13 protein-coding genes are annotated in these 14,565 nt (G+C 58.8%); 3 read left to right on the top strand and 10 right to left on the bottom strand.

All coding sequences use genetic code 11. The features are described 5' to 3' along the window. Positions 1–39: 39 nt before the first annotated feature. The 3 genes from M9920_13320 to M9920_13310 are packed head-to-tail and all read right to left on the bottom strand — an operon-like array spanning position 40 to position 2,902. On the bottom strand, positions 40–930 hold the full coding sequence (locus tag M9920_13320; protein MCO5053270.1) for a prephenate dehydrogenase/arogenate dehydrogenase family protein: 891 nt from the start codon (positions 928–930) through the stop codon (positions 40–42). Positions 931–989: 59 nt separating this feature from the next. Further along, positions 990–2,069 (bottom strand): Gfo/Idh/MocA family oxidoreductase, encoded by a 1,080-nt coding sequence (locus tag M9920_13315; protein MCO5053269.1) that lies wholly within the window; start codon positions 2,067–2,069, stop codon positions 990–992. Beyond that, positions 2,066–2,902, bottom strand: a complete 837-nt coding sequence (locus tag M9920_13310; protein MCO5053268.1) for a cobalamin biosynthesis protein CbiX — start codon at positions 2,900–2,902, stop codon at positions 2,066–2,068. Before M9920_13310 ends, M9920_13315 begins: the two co-directional genes overlap by 4 nt. A 136-nt stretch (positions 2,903–3,038) precedes the next feature. On the opposite strand from M9920_13310, the gene M9920_13305 reads away from it, so the two are divergent. Then, positions 3,039–3,479 (top strand): hypothetical protein, encoded by a 441-nt coding sequence (locus tag M9920_13305; protein MCO5053267.1) that lies wholly within the window; start codon positions 3,039–3,041, stop codon positions 3,477–3,479. Positions 3,480–3,537: 58 nt separating this feature from the next. On the opposite strand, the gene dnaG is transcribed toward M9920_13305, so the two are convergent. The 3 genes from dnaG to M9920_13290 form a co-directional block, all read right to left on the bottom strand. Further along, positions 3,538–5,349, bottom strand: a complete 1,812-nt coding sequence (gene dnaG, locus M9920_13300) for a DNA primase (protein MCO5053266.1) — start codon at positions 5,347–5,349, stop codon at positions 3,538–3,540. Between the two features lie 23 nt (positions 5,350–5,372). Then, positions 5,373–5,993: a CvpA family protein gene (locus M9920_13295; GenBank protein ID MCO5053265.1), complete on the bottom strand. Its 621-nt coding sequence runs from the start codon at positions 5,991–5,993 to the stop codon at positions 5,373–5,375. A 65-nt stretch (positions 5,994–6,058) separates the two neighbouring features. Then, positions 6,059–7,534 carry a tetratricopeptide repeat protein gene (locus M9920_13290; protein ID MCO5053264.1) on the bottom strand — a complete coding sequence of 492 codons (1,476 nt, stop codon included), beginning with the start codon at positions 7,532–7,534 and terminating at the stop codon, positions 6,059–6,061. Between the two features lie 48 nt (positions 7,535–7,582). Here M9920_13290 and M9920_13285 point away from each other — a divergent pair, with 48 nt between their 5' ends. Then, on the top strand, positions 7,583–8,641 hold the full coding sequence (locus M9920_13285; protein MCO5053263.1) for a DUF362 domain-containing protein: 1,059 nt from the start codon (positions 7,583–7,585) through the stop codon (positions 8,639–8,641). Here M9920_13285 and M9920_13280 read toward each other — a convergent pair whose 3' ends face one another. The 3 genes from M9920_13280 to hrpB all read right to left on the bottom strand — a co-directional run bounded on the left by M9920_13280 (position 8,642) and on the right by hrpB (position 13,516). Continuing rightward, positions 8,642–10,276: a hypothetical protein gene (locus M9920_13280; GenBank protein MCO5053262.1), complete on the bottom strand. Its 1,635-nt coding sequence runs from the start codon at positions 10,274–10,276 to the stop codon at positions 8,642–8,644. Between the two features lie 235 nt (positions 10,277–10,511). Next, complete coding sequence (locus M9920_13275; protein MCO5053261.1) at positions 10,512–10,889, bottom strand: hypothetical protein; 378 nt, start codon at positions 10,887–10,889, stop codon at positions 10,512–10,514. Beyond that, positions 10,889–13,516, bottom strand: a complete 2,628-nt coding sequence (hrpB, locus tag M9920_13270; protein MCO5053260.1) for an ATP-dependent helicase HrpB — start codon at positions 13,514–13,516, stop codon at positions 10,889–10,891. Before hrpB ends, M9920_13275 begins: the two co-directional genes overlap by 1 nt. A 215-nt stretch (positions 13,517–13,731) precedes the next feature. Between hrpB and M9920_13265 the strand changes: the two genes are divergently transcribed. Beyond that, entirely contained in the window at positions 13,732–14,010 is a 279-nt protein-coding gene (locus tag M9920_13265) for a hypothetical protein (GenBank protein ID MCO5053259.1), read from the top strand. 241 nt (positions 14,011–14,251) lie between these two features. On the opposite strand, the gene M9920_13260 is transcribed toward M9920_13265, so the two are convergent. Then, positions 14,252–14,539 (bottom strand): hypothetical protein, encoded by a 288-nt coding sequence (locus M9920_13260; protein MCO5053258.1) that lies wholly within the window; start codon positions 14,537–14,539, stop codon positions 14,252–14,254. Positions 14,540–14,565: the final 26 nt, after the last annotated feature.

Raw genomic sequence — 14,565 nt, 5'->3', positions numbered from 1 at the left:
AAATAATCCGTGTTTATCGGTGTTCATCCGTGATTGATATTATTCTTGAGAAGGTGACGCACCGCACGCGCACCAGTTGTCGCGTCGGGTTTTCGCGGTTTGGAACAGCCCCAGGATTTCATCCGCGTGCTTGCGTTTTTTCCGCAACAACCCCTGCACAGCTTGCAGTTCCCGGACAAAGCTATCCAGCGTTAAGCGAAGCTGTTCCCGGTTGGCCAGCACGATGTCCCGCCACATCTCCGGCGAACCCGAGGCGATACGTGTCGTATCGCGAAAACCCGTGGCGCAAAGTTTGACTTGTTCTTTCGGCAGTTTGGGATTCAACACGAGGTTCGTCAGCGTCGCCGCCAGCAGATGCGGCAAATGACTGGAACGACTGACCAAAGCGTCGTGCGCCTCCGGCGTCGTGCGCAGCAACCGCGCGCCCAGATTTTTCCAGAGCGTTTCCACCTTTCGCAACGCGGCGGGATGGGTCTTCCGGGTCGGGGTCAACACACAAATCGCGTCAGCAAACAAATCCGCGCGTGCTGCCAGCACCCCTTGCTTCTCGCTGCCCGCCATCGGATGACTGCCGACAAAATACGCGCCCGCCTGGTGGAGCAACACTTCCACATCCCGCACCACGCTCGTTTTCACGCTGCCCACGTCGGTGACAATCGCGCCGCGCTTCAGCGCGGGAAGCATCTGCTGGGTGAGCGATTTCATCTGCGCCAGCGGCGTGCAAAGCACAATCAAATCCGCGCCCGAAACCGCCGCCAGCAAATCCGTGGTGGCGTAATCGGTCGCTCCCGCCCGTTCACATTCAGCGATGCTGGCCTCACGGCGCACGTAACCAGCGATCTCTCCAGCCAGTTTGCGGCGGCGCAAGGCAAGGCCAATCGAGCCGCCCAGCAAACCCACACCGATGATGGTTACTTTTCGAAATCGCACGTGACGCAGAGTAGCGAAAAATGGCGTCGCAACGAAAGATTGTTTTAGCCGCGGTCAGATTAACGCTGCAAAGCTGCGTCCATGCAAGCGTTGGTAACTTGTTGGGTGAGCCAGGCGGCGCGCGGCCAGTCCTCATTAAGTCGTCCGGATAACACCTGCCGGCTGAAATGACGGAACATGTTCGTCTCCTGCGCCGTCGCGGGATTGGTTTCCAACTCGATGAATGGCACGGCGCGCGCCGTGTGCTCCAAACACCAGTCGCATCCCTGCGCGCTGGCCTGGATTTGATTCGTCTCGAACGCCAGAGTGCTGTTTGTAAAAGGCAGCACAAAATCCGGAATTCGCACGTAACCTTTCGTGCCGGCCAGCGTCGCCCACTGACTGTTCTCCGCCACGAAGGAACAATAAAAATCCGTCGAGACGCCTCCGGGAAAAATCAGTTCTCCGGAAAATGCCGTGGCCACGGTGGCTTGACCCGAAACATCCCTGACTTGTTCCAAAATCCGCCCCGAAACGGACTGCGGCGACTGCCAATTCACCGCCCACAACGCGAGTCGAATGCTGTACCAGCCCAGATCGCCGAGGCAACCGAGGGGTTCGAGCGAATGGTCCATTTGAATCGCATTGCGGAAAAAATCGGCGTCGCCCAAAAAACTGAAGTGCGAGGTGATGCGCCGCAAATCCCCGACCGACACCCCATCGTCCAACACCTGCCGCAACTGTTGCAGCCGCCGATTATGGGTAAACATCACGCCGTCCATGTATTGCACGCGCCGCTCGCGGCACACGGTCAGAATCTCCTCCAAATCGGCAAGTCGGATGGCGCAGGGTTTTTCGCTCAAAATGTGCTTGCCGGCTTTGGCGGCGCGAAGAATCCATTCCTGACGCCGCCCGGTTGGCAGCGGAACGTAAACCGCATCCACCTGCGGCGAAGCGATCAACTCGTCATAATCATTGTAGATCACCGGCTCAGGCGTGAACGGCTCCACACTCTGGCACGCGTCCACAAAGGCACGGGCGCGTTGCGGATCGCGACTCGCCACCGCGGTCAACGTGGCGTTGCCACTATGCCGGATCGCGCGCCAGTTTTTTCGCGCAATGTTGGCCGCGCCTAAAATGCCCCAACGCAGTTGTTTCATGTTGTCGTTCTCGCGTCCGCTTCACGCACCCGTTCGAGGATGATTTCGCCAAGCTCTGGCGCGCGCCCCACGGCGGGCGCGTACCAAGTCAGTTTGCCGTGCTTCTCGGATGGATTACGCCAAGTCGGCTGGCCGGCGGCCAGCCGTTCTTTCACCAGACGTTCCGGCTCACCCAGCAGCACGGGAATATCTTCCACCACATGCAACCCATCGCCGATGAAAAACGGCACCACGACAACCGCGCGCGTGGACGCCAACTGCTGGCAGCCTTTGATGTACGGCGCTTCATCGAGATAAACGTCCCGCACCTCGGCATACCGGTGCAACGCGCGGATCGCACTCGCCTGTTGCTCGACGGCCTGTCGCGATTGTGGATGCCGCGGCGTGCCGTGTCCGGCGATGAACAACGTCAAGTTATTGGGCTTTGGCGCATACGGAAACGGAAACTGCGCGACGACCTCGGTGGCGCGGTTCATTAAAATCCGGGCCATCCCCGGGTGCGTCCCCACCGGCTGACAATAATGCACCCGCGTATTTTCCAATTGCAGCGTGGCCCGATTGGAAAAACCCAGGGCCTGTGGAATCACTTCATTCGCGAAATATCCCTCACTGATCAGCAGCGGGACCAGGAAGGCCCGCGGCGTTTTGATCGTGGTCAGGACGGATTGGACTTGCGGGGTCTGTTTCCAAAAGGCGGGATGAACGGCAGCGAACATTCCGCGCCGCCGCAATTCCTCGGCATGTTGCCAGACTGGCAACTGGGAATTTTCATTGCGCGTCGTACCGTGCCCCAGCAGGACCAGCGTCGCATCCCAAAATGGCTCCGCACTCACGCCGTAGGGGTAACTGAATCGGCCGCGCCTCGCAAGGCGGCCATTACCATTCGTGCAGTTTGTTACTAATTGTTGCTAATTCTCTTTGACAGCGACTCGATCTTTCATTCCAATTTCACGGCTTTTAATAAAAACCATGAAATATCAAAATATCTTGAAGCGAGGCGGGGCGGTGCTGGTGGGATTGGCGATGACTCTGATTCTGAGTTCATCTCAAGCCGAGGAACGTCAGGTGGACGTGGACAAGCTGCCGCCTGCCGCCACCAAAACGGGCGTTACTTACGCCAAGGATATCAAAACCATTTTCGACAAGTCCTGCACGGGTTGCCACGGCGAAAAGCGTGATAAAGCGCGGCTGCGACTGGACTCGCTGGAGCACATCATGGCGGGTTCAAAGCACGGGGCGGTGATCGTCCCGGGAAAGAGCGAGAAGAGCGTGTTATTGCGCAACATTGCCAACCTGCCCGACGACGAAGATGATTGGATGCCGCCCAAGGACAACAAGGCGAAGATCGCGCCGCTGACCAAGGAACAGGTCAGTCTGGTGCGAGCCTGGGTGGAACAAGGCGCGAAGTAAGTTCGCAAATACTTTACTTACGCGGCGCGGGTGGACAACCACTCGCGCCGTTTGCTTTTTACGTCAATGGGCCGAGCGGTTGTTGCTTATACTGACGCCACTGTTGCAGATTGCCCAGTAACTGCAAATTTTGCGCATCGGTAATTCCGGGTTGGCTCAACTGTTGAAGCAAGGTGGCGATCTGCTGATCCGCGAATTGATTCCGGATACGCAAAACCACATCGGCCAGTTGTTGGTCCGGATTAGGCAGCTCGCGTTCATCGGCGATCCATTGCGTGATCAAGCTGGCCAACGCGGGAGATTCGCACTCATCCAACAGCGCCGCCAAGCCGCGCCAGGTGCTCTCCTGATGCGCTTTCAGACGTCGCGTCACCACGTTGCGCACGTGGGAATGTTGAATCCAGGCCGGGTCCAAATGCGCCACCAACCAGTCCAATCCCGGCTCATGCTGCAAGGCCAGTTTCAGCAGCCAGGACTCGATCATCGCCGGTGGTGGTAATTCTGGCTCTACCGTCGCTTCGCTGGCGGCTTCGGCATCAGCATAATCATCCGCCGGATGAGCGGTCGCGGTGAGTTTATTAAACTCCTGCCGCACCGCGTCCGGCTGCACCCCGAGCCGTAGCGCCGTCTGCTGCGCGTAATTATCCAACAACACGGTATGGCCCGTTTTGCGCACCGCCTCCCCCATGCTGCGCACAACGGTCAATCGCCCGCGATCGGTCGTGACGTCGTTGACGCGACAAAGTCGGTCCAGGTAGAAATCGAAAAAACCGACGGCGTTCGCGATCAATCGTTGAAAGGCGGCCGCACCATTGGCCTTGATGAAACTGTCCGGATCATGCGGCGCGGGCACGACGGCAACACGGATCGCCAGCCCCGACGCGAGCAGATGATCCAACGACCGCACGATGGCGTTTTGTCCGGCCTGATCGGAATCAAAACACAGCACCACTTCATCCGCGTAACGCTTGAGAATCCGCGCGTGCTGATCGGTGAACGCCGTGCCCTGCGGCGCCACGACGTTCCGCACTCCGGCCAAGTGGCAGGCGATGGCGTCAAGCTGCCCTTCGCACACGACGGCAAAGCCGGCGTCCAGGATGCTGCGCTTGGATTTATCGAGCGCATAAAACACCTTGCTCTTGGTGAAGATCGGCGTCTCGGGAGAGTTGACGTACTTGGCGGCTTTGTCGTCGTTGGACAAAATGCGACCGCTGAAACCAATCACACGCCCTTGCTCGTCGCAGATGGGAAACATCAAACGACCCCGAAAGCGGTCGTAGTGCCGGCCCGTTTCCTCCTTCTTCAAAATCAATCCGGCCTGCTCCATCACCGCGAGATCGAGGCCCTTGCCTTTGGCCCAGTTCACCGTGTCGTCCCAGGCTTCGGGCGCCGCGCCCAGCCGGAACTGCTTGATGGCTTCGGCAGAAAGACCGCGTTGCGCCAGGTAATCGCGCGCGGCCTGCCCCGCCGCCTCGTTGGCCAGACAGGCTTGCCAGCGTTGCGTGATTTGCTCGTGAATTTGCAGCAATTGATCCTTGATGTGCCGCGTCTGCCGGGCGGCGGGATCCGCATCCAACTCCAGTGGAATTCGGGCGCGGTCCGCCAGCCGCCGCACGGCGTCAACAAAACCGATGTTTTCGTATTCCTTGACGAAGGTGAATACGTCCCCGCCCTTGTGGCAACCGAAGCAGTGGAAAATCTGCTTGTGCGGATTGACGTTGAAACTGGGCGATTTTTCCTTATGAAACGGGCAGAGCGCCACAAAGTTGGCGCCGGCGCGTTTTAATGGCAGATAGCTGCCAATGACATCCACAATGTCACTGGCGGCGCGAACTCGTTCGAGGGTGTTTTCGGAGATCAACCCGGCCACGCGGCCAGTCTAGTCCGAGTTCATTACCAGGTAAACTCTTTGCGCGCCGTGGTGGTCGGCGGACCTGAAATCGCCGGGGTCGGTTCAATCAGCAGAAATCCCAGATAGGTTTTCAACTGCTTCCCGGTGAAGGAATGGACGAAGACATCGTCCTGCACACTGTAGAGTCGGGGGAAAAAATTGCTGCCGTAATTGTCCAGATCGTACTTTTGCGACGCCTTGACCTCCGCCGTGGAATAATATCGCGCGTTCAACAAGGCCGCGAGCACCACGACGATGCAGGCGAACCGCAGAATGCCCGCGGGAATCGCCAGATAAAATTCCGCCTTGCCGAAGGTGTCCGTGCCCTTCAAGCGCGCGCCCAAGGTTCGATTGACCGCCACGAAAGCGAGCAACACCAGCAGCGCCGTGACCACGTAGGCGATGATAAACGACCAAAGCTTGCCGAGATGCGCCACCGAATCGAGCCACAGTCCCAAGGGTTGATAGGCAATCGCCGCGAGCAACATCAACGCCACCCATTTCAGCACGGTCAGAAATTCCTGCGACATGCCGCGCTTCTTGCCGCGGATGTAACCGGCCGCGAGCATGATCAGCACAAAGAGATCGAACCAATTAACCGGCAAACTTGAACTCGAGTTCATAATTACTGGACTCGACCCCGGAGGGGTCAATCGTCCGGGTCAAATCAGCGAGAGTCGTGCCACGTTCACCCCGGATGGCTGGCCAGCCAGGAGCGGATGGCCGGGGCTTGGGAATTTTGGGGTTCCAGTTGTAAAACCCGGTTGAAATGCAGGCGCGCCTTTGGAACGTCAATGATTCGTTCCGAATAAAGAATGCCCAACATCAAGTGTCCGCGTGCCTCATCCGGATGCAGGGTCACCAGGCGCTCCAGCTCGGTGATCGCCTGCGCGTATTTTGCCTCCGCCTTCAACGAAAGGGCGTAATTGTAGCGGGTATCCGCAGACGTGGAACGCAATCGCAAGGCCGCCGCCCACGCTTGAGAGGCGGCGCTAAAATCGCGCAGCTCATAAGCCGCTAATCCAAGACAATAATGCGCTTCAAACATGCCGGGTTCGAGCGCGATAGCGCGGCGATACGCCTGCGCGGCGTCGGCCAACCGCCGGTCGCGTTGCGCCTGCTGCCCGGCTTGGAGCGCCAACTGCGCGGCGTGAAGGTGATTTGACTCGGGCTTGGTCACCGGTTCGGATATCAACTGCGTTGCCCCGCGCGTGGGCGCCACACGACTCGCGGTCCGCGAGGTGGACGCAATGGTTTCCGTCTTGGGCGGTGCGGGGGCGGTAACGGTGTTCGTCACCGGCGGCGGTTTGGGCGGAGCGGTTTCTTTTACATTCGACGTTGTGGAACGCGCCACAACACCAGTCGTTGTTCCCACGTTGGTTGGAGGATTATTCGTCGCCGGCGACGGCGGCGCGCTCCGGGTTGGCGACAACGCTTCCACCACGGTCGCCACCGCTTCCCAATCCGCAGGACGAGGCTGCGTGCCCAAGTACTCGTGATAGAGCCGCACCGCCTCGGCGTTATGGCCTTGTTGTTGTTCAGCCACCGCCAGGTTCAACAATGCCGCCGGATAATGCGGCGACCACTTCAAGGCGGTTGCAAAGGACTCGGTGGCGTTGCGCCAATGGCTGCGTTGCGCCTGCAACAAACCCAGGCCGTTCCATGCCTCGGCATTGGTGTTCTGCAAACGAAGGGCGGTTTGAAAACTTTTCTCCGCAGCGGCAGCTTCGCGCAATTGATATTGGGCCACGCCCAATTTCGCCCAGCCCACGCCGTCCTCGCCGCGACGCAAGGTGTAGGCGGTCAATTCGGATTTTGCCTCCGCCCAACGATTCTGCTCCAACCACAGGCAACCAAGATTGAACCGAACCTCCAGCAGCTCCCGATTCCAGCGCAAGGCGTGGGCGTAGGCATTCACGGCATTGGTCCATTGGCCGGTCTGATGATACGCCACGCCGAGGTAATTCCACGCGGCGGCGTTGGTGGGACTCATTTGCGTCGCTCGCTCCAGGAGGGCGATGGCCGGCTCATTTTTACCCGCATCCAACAACTTTTTCCCCGCCAGCAGCGCACTCGAATCCGAACGCGAGCAAGCGGCCAGGAACAACAAGGTTCCCAACCAGGCCAGTCCGAGCGCTTGCGTCCGGTTTTTAGTGGCGAGCATCCCGTCTCGTGGTACCATCCGCTTCCTGACGTGTCAAGAAACGCACTCATGTCCACCGGGCCAAGGCGGGTTCTGCTCCTGATGCAACTCGCGCTGGTTGGATTGTGGTTTCTAATCGCCCCGAGTGCCGAAGCGCAATTCTACACCACGGATTACGACTCCAATCATGTCGCCACGGTCACCATCGTCACGGATGCTGAAGCCACGGACGCCTTCGAGCCACGACCCGAACGCGTGTCCGCCATGGTGCGGCAAGGCGTGCTGCACAGCGCGGGCGCGACGAGTGTTTCCGCCGCCTGGTTAAGCTTGATCACCCGCCAGGATGTCGTTGGATTAAAGGTGTATTCCAAGCCCGGCACGTTCAGTGGCACGCGCCCGGCGGTTGTGGCGGCGGTAGCTCAGGAATTGATCGCCGCCGGAATCAGCGCCAGCAACATCGTGGTCTGGGACCGCGAGGAAGCCGATCTGCGCGCCGCCGGATTTTTTGCTCTGGCGAATTCGCTGGGCGTGCGCGTGGCCGGAGCAACCGCCGCGGGCTGGGATGAAACCAACAGTTACGATTCGCCGATCATCGGTAGTCTGGTTTATGGCGATTTGGAATTTGGCAGAAAGGACGAAGGCGTCGGCCGCAAATCATTCGTTTCCAAACTGGTTTCCCAGGAACTGACCAAGATCATCAACATTACTCCGCTGTTGAACCACAACGAAGCCGGGGTTTGTGGCAACCTGTACAGTCTCGCCATGGGCAGCACCGATAATGTGCTGCGCTTCGAAGGCTCCGTCACGCGACTGGCCGTCGCCGTGCCGGAGATTTACGCGCTCCCAGCCGTGGGCGATAAAGTCGTTTTCAACATCACCGACGCCTTGATCTGCCAATACGAAGGCGGGCAACGCGGGTTGCTGCATTATTCGGCGGTGCTGAATCAATTGCGTTTCAGCCGCGACCCCGTCGCGCTTGATGTGCTGTCGCTCAAGGAGCTTGAGGCGCAGCGTCGCCAGGCCAAAGCGCCCAATTTTCGTCCCAACCCGGAATTGTATCGCAATGCCGCCCTGTTGGAATTGGGCCGCGCGGATGTGAGCAGGATCAAAACCGATTTCGTGAAATAATCACGGATACACCAAGCGAAAAAAGACGCTGCCCGCCGCCGGTTCGTAAGGTATGAAAACGCGATTGGTCGCCGTTGCGCCCGCCACATTCTGCCAACTGGAACCGACTCCCGTCCCGGGCGGATTGGTTTGCGCTTCCAGCCGCCAGCCGGTGTGATCGGACGGCCAGCTTATCTCAAGAACTCCATTGCTGACGCTCCACGTCAGGGCGGCAGGAGTGGTGGCCACGGCGGGTGGATCGGGTAACTTCACAGTCAGCGTGTAATTTCCACAAGAGCCGTAGCTCGAATACCCCGTCGTCATCGGATCCCCCGAGCCGACCCCTTCCAGACTGAGGTAATACGTGCCTGCCGCGAGCGTTCGTTGAACGACGACAGGTTGCACGCCGGTGGAGAGATCCGCCGTCTGCTGACTCACGAGCAACGTGTGTTGCGCGTCGTAGAGCTTCAAAAGAAAATGCACATTGGGACCGCGTTCCCAAGTCCCGACGGTGAACTTCGCCGAACCAGCACTGCTCTCGAAGGCAAAGAAATCCAAGTCTCCGGCCCGCTCCAACCGCCCGGTGTTGGTCGAGTCAACACCGCTCAACCACGTAGCCAGGCTGAAATTATCGCCATGCGCATCCACGCGATAAACCAGGCCGTTCTGCTGCATCACCACGTAATCATCCTGCGTATTGCTGGCGTCGGCGTATTCGCCCCGACTCCACTGCGTAATCGGTTTCGAGTAGCCCGTACCCATGATCGGCGCCCAATTGTTGTGCCCCGAATAGTATTCCTTGGTGCTGGTGCCGTCGTGACTTAACCCCAACGTGTGACCCACTTCATGACTGATGGCTTCGGCGATGTTCTTTTCATTGTTACTCAACTTCTCCGGAAAAATGAGCGCGGGTTTATAGTTGTCACCGGTGCTGTCGAAAACTCCCACGTAGGCGATACCACCGTAATTGCCAATATAACTGCTGATCGGACTCACCAGGGCGCGAATGCCGTAATTGTTATCCGCGCTATTCGATCGCGTCAGCGCCGCTTCGCCGGGGTATTCCGTGGTTACGTCCACATCAAACGGCGCGTAATCCTCCGCCACTCGCAACCAGATTTGCTGAATGATCGTCTGTTCCTCGGTATTAAACGTGGTGGGATCGTTGTCCTTGGACCAAGGCGGCGCTACGATGTTCGCGCCGTTATTGTAATTTTTGGTCCACGCGTTATTCGTCAAAACGTGACCGTCAAAATCCAGAAAGATTTTCTTGGTCGAATCCGGTTTGCTGTGCAACAGAAACGTCTGATCCAGCGGCGCGAGCGGCTCCGGCAACGGTTCATCCTCTGCAGTTTCCGGATCGCCCGGCGCGACCAACAACCCAGCGCAGGAATAAGCCAACCGACCGGTCGCATCCAATCGAAGATCGTGATCCCGCCGCAGAACGGCGCGCAGTTCCGTTTCCGTTTTCCGATAGTGCGCCGCCACCGCGGGTAGTTGGTCGCCCAGCGCTGTAATCGCCGCCTCACCGCGCACTCCCTCCGGAACGGATAAAGCCGGCATCAGCGGGCGCGTCGGCAAAGCCGCCGGCGAAAAATTGTTTTGGGCCAAACTCCGAAACGCTCCCGCCGCAGTCAGCAGCAAGGCCAATCCCATTACCAAAAACCATCTGGTTGACGCCGGGTTTAATACGACAGTTGCGGGCTGAGTTGTTCCTTCTGATTGCATACTCTGATTCTTCACCAACCGTCTGAAGTAGCAACTTCCCTTCCAACCCAAGTCCTTCCGGCGGACTTATCTCGTAAAGTTTCGACGTTTTTCAGCCTGGTGAGGTCACCACGCCAACCGGGTGAGTCTCATCCCGCCGCGCCAAACGCGCAATCCCCGCAAATCAATGCTCCGATTCGGACGATTCCGTAGTGATCTGTGGCGGCTTGGACTCGTCGGTTGCCGGTGGATCCGATGCCCGGGTTTCTTCGCGGCGGCGCAAAGTGATTACGGCAATCACGCATCCGGTCCAGGTGGGCAGCAACCCGACCACCGGCACAAACTCGATGGCAAACGTCGGCAACAGGAGCAGATGGAAACCGATCAATAAGCTCGTCAGCAACATCGCCACCACATCAATGATCTCAGGAAACGGCGGGACCTGCAGTGGAATCTGCAAACCATCCGCGGTAACCGCCACCAATAGCGCCAAGGCGATGCGCCAACCGGGCAACCGCGCCGGACGGAACCAACGATTCGCTTGTTGAAACCAGTCTCTCATCAACGCCATTCGTGTTTGGGATAACGCCGCTGCAGTTCCGATTTGATTTTCGGATAATGCTCGCGCCAAAAGTTCGCCAAGTCCGACGTCACTTGAATCGGCTTCATCCCCGGCGTCAGAATATGCACTGTCACCGGCACGCGCCCCAGCGCAATTTTCGGCGTTTGGGTCACCTCGTAAAGCTCCTGAATGCGCAACGAAATGAACGGCGCGCAACCCGCCGCGTAGGTCACCTTGGGCGTGCGGCCATTCGATAACTTCAACCGCTCGGGCGCGTGCCGATCCAGCAACTCGCGTTGCGCCGCCGACAGCCACGACATTACCACCGGTTTTACCGGACGCTCCTTCACTTCTTTAAAACTGGAGGCGCCGTGACAAAGCTGCTCCACGATGGCGCGCTGGTCGTCCTCGGTGATCGGCGGCAATTGTAAATCCGGGCAATGCTGCTCCAGAAATTTCAATCGTAACAACCACTGCTCAACACCATGATCCCAGAGCGGCAACTCCAGGCGTCCCGCTTGAATTTCTGCGGCCAGCAACCGGGCCGCCACTTCCGCCGGAGGCGGCTCGACGCGTTTCGCGCTGATGGCCAGACCACGAAAACGCACCAACTCCGCCGCCTGCACCCGCCGGGTCTGGGCGTCCCATTGCGCATGCACCTCCGTATCAAAGTCGCCCGGAAATAATTCGCGCAGCCAGTCCAACTCGATGGCGGTGGCGAGCGAAAGCAGCGTGTTCACTTCACCATCGCGTTGTTCTACTTCACGAATTTCGGCCGCGACCAACAACTCCGCCTGGCTCACCACACTTTCACGCGCCAACAAACCCCGCCGGCCTCGCACCAGTTCGCAACGCAACGTACCGCGATCCAGCCGCCGCGCCACCCGGTCGCTGAACCCGATCAGAATGCACTTTTGCAATGCCGCATCCGGCGCCTCGCGTGGGGTCACGTCCAATCCTTCGGCTTTCGCGATGCCCAGGAACTGCTCGAACAACGGCCCCACCTGTCGCGCCGTGACGGCGTGGATGCCCAGTCGCCGACACGCCTCGATGCGGAATTGATTCTTCTGCGCGTAAGTCCAGGCTCGCATCAGAATCCAAAAGTCGGAACTGGCCTTTTCACCGAGCAAATCGTCGCGATCGTTACGCACGTCCTTGCCTCCGCCGCGCAACAATAAATCGCGCCCTTGCGTCAAAGCCGCAATCAAACACGCCTGATGCACGCAACGGTATTCCTGCGCCGCCAGCAAGAGGCGCGAATAACGCGGGTGCATGGGAAACGCAAGCATCTTGCGGCCCAGCTCGGTGATTTGTAACAGCGACCGAGGAGCGGCCTCCTCCGCACCGCCGTCCACCGCCGCCGCATTTTTTAACGCCCCCAAATCCACCAACAAGGCCTCGGCATGCGTGAGCGCCATTTCATCCGGTTTCTCGAGCCAGCGAAATTCGCGTAAATCCTCGACGCCCGCCGCTTTGAGCGTGAGCACGACCTCGGATAAATCGAGTCGCTTGATCTCCGGCAGCTCCTGCGGCGGACGCTCATCATGTTCCGCTCGCGACCAAAGCCGGAGGCACCGCCCCGGCGCGGTACGCCCCGCGCGTCCGGCCCGTTGCTCGCAACTGGCCTGCGAGATTTTTTCAATCAGCAAGGTGTTGAGGCCACGGTTCGCGTCGTAACGCGCCACTCGCGCCAACCCGGAATCAATCACCAGACGCACGCCATCAATCGTCACCGAGGTTTCCGCCACGTTGGTGGAAACCACCACCTTGGGGCGGGCCTGTTGCGTCACGGCGGCATCCTGATCGTGCGGCGGCAATTCACCGTGCAACGGCAGCACCAGATAACCGCGCGACTCGGGCAGATCGCGAATGGCCTGAATGGTTTGCGCGATCTCGTACGCGCCCGGCATGAACACCAGCACATCCCCTTGCCCACCCGAAGCAACGAACCCGCGAAACGCGTCGGCAGCCAATTCCCACGGCGGCGGCGGATGCGCCCCAAGCCGGTGCGGCAGATAGGAAACCTCCACCGGATAAGTGCGTCCGGCGGCGCGTAACACGCCGCAGGGGGCCGACTGAATTGCCGGCGACGCCCCGTTGCGGGTCCGGCGCACGGAAAGGTAATCCTCCAATTCATCGGCGTTCAGCGTGGCCGACATCACGATAATCAGCAGGTCCGGTCGGTGCTGTTCCTGCAAGTCCAGGGCGCGCGCCAGGGTGATGTCGCCGTAAAGGTGTCGCTCATGGAACTCGTCGAAAAGGATCGCACTGACGCCGGTCAACTTGGGATCGGTGATCAGTTGCCGCAGCAAAATTCCCTCGGTTTCAAACTTGAGGCGCGTCGCCGCACTGACCTGGCTTTCCAGGCGCACTTGGTAACCAACCTCCTGGCCGAGCGGGACGTTGAGTTCCGCGGCCACCCGTCGCGCCAACATCCGGGCGGCGAGGCGGCGCGGTTGTAAAATCACGGCCTGCCCCGTGCCCAGCAAACCGTGTTTCAACAGCATCTGCGGCACCTGAGTGGATTTGCCTGAACCCGTTGGCGCTTGCAGCACGAGCCGGGGCGTCGCGCGCAACGTCGCGACCAAATCCGACTCGATTTCATAAATGGGCAGACGCTCCGACATCCCTATCTGAATACGCAAAGGGCGGCAAAAAGGCGACGCGAAAACAGAGCGGCCCGATTTTTAACCACGGATGGACACGGATAAACACGGCTGGGAGAATTCAACGGAGAGGCGCAGCGCGTCCACGAATTTTGTATTGCCCCCGTGGCTTACATGACCATGATTTCATCATATGAACCGCCGTTCGCGTTTAAATAGTTAGGTGTGTTCGAGTCATGACTTCGCAAATCTCACTTCATTGCAGGAATGCGCTGGCGTCGGGCGCGGCATCGTTGCTTGCCTTGCTTGGCATGGCACTATGGATTGGTGGCTGGCAGAAGTTTCCCGGAACCATTTCAGGTAGCATCGGCTTGTTATTGATGATTTCACTTGGCGCGCTTGTCCTCGGTTCGTTTCTGAGCGCACGTCGCATTTGGTGGAGTCTTTTAGTTGGCGTCTTATCCGGTCTGGCAGGTGGCACGGCTATCGTGCTTCACGCTATGTCACAAATTTAGTGATAACGATGTTCACAGTCTAAGGGTGCCGCCATCGAACCGCAGATGGAACAACTCGGCAAATTCGCGTCAATCAGTGAAATTCGCGTAAAGCCGTTCTCCATCCGTATCCATTCGTGGTTAATTTTTGGTTGATGGTTGATAGCCCCAAGCGCATCGCCCGCTGCAACGATTTAACGATTTAACCATGTAACGATTCCTCATTCGTGTTCCTTCGTGTCCATCCGTGGTTAAAAAATCATCAACGCTGGCGTTCTGATGCGGGCGCGGGTGCAGCCCGACTTTGCGCGCGCAGAAACACCCAACGCAGCGCCACCAAGCCCACCGCCAAGATCACCAGGGAGAGTATGAAAAATACGATTGCGCGTTTGCGTTGCGGTGGCGCTTCCTCTTGCGGCGTTACCAGCCACAATTCCGTCTGCCGACCACAATGCGGACATTCCGCCGTCGAACCCGCATGTTCCGCATGAAACTCAATCGGCTTGCCGCAATGCTGACATTGGCCTCGCAAATTTTTGATCTTCATCATGCGCCTCTGTGCTCACAAAACCGATG

This window comes from Verrucomicrobiia bacterium (assembly GCA_023953615.1).
Classification (GTDB): domain Bacteria; phylum Verrucomicrobiota; class Verrucomicrobiia; order Limisphaerales; family JADLHS01; genus JADLHS01.
Note: the sequence above shows the minus strand (reverse complement) of the source record. Positions and strands in the feature narration are given on the sequence as shown.

Bases quoted from the DNA above. Each gene is read 5' to 3' on its own strand.
- hrpB (MCO5053260.1), bottom strand. From the start codon at position 13,516: ATGTCGGAGCGTCTGCCCATTTATGAAATCGAGTCGGATTTGGTCGCG.
- M9920_13275 (MCO5053261.1), bottom strand. From the start codon at position 10,889: ATGAGAGACTGGTTTCAACAAGCGAATCGTTGGTTCCGTCCGGCGCGG.
- M9920_13295 (MCO5053265.1), bottom strand. From the start codon at position 5,993: ATGAACTCGAGTTCAAGTTTGCCGGTTAATTGGTTCGATCTCTTTGTG.
- M9920_13290 (MCO5053264.1), bottom strand. From the start codon at position 7,534: ATGCTCGCCACTAAAAACCGGACGCAAGCGCTCGGACTGGCCTGGTTG.
- M9920_13260 (MCO5053258.1), bottom strand. From the start codon at position 14,539: ATGATGAAGATCAAAAATTTGCGAGGCCAATGTCAGCATTGCGGCAAG.
- M9920_13315 (MCO5053269.1), bottom strand. From the start codon at position 2,069: ATGAAACAACTGCGTTGGGGCATTTTAGGCGCGGCCAACATTGCGCGA.
- M9920_13305 (MCO5053267.1), top strand. From the start codon at position 3,039: ATGAAATATCAAAATATCTTGAAGCGAGGCGGGGCGGTGCTGGTGGGA.
- M9920_13265 (MCO5053259.1), top strand. From the start codon at position 13,732: ATGACTTCGCAAATCTCACTTCATTGCAGGAATGCGCTGGCGTCGGGC.
- M9920_13285 (MCO5053263.1), top strand. From the start codon at position 7,583: ATGTCCACCGGGCCAAGGCGGGTTCTGCTCCTGATGCAACTCGCGCTG.
- M9920_13280 (MCO5053262.1), bottom strand. From the start codon at position 10,276: ATGGGATTGGCCTTGCTGCTGACTGCGGCGGGAGCGTTTCGGAGTTTG.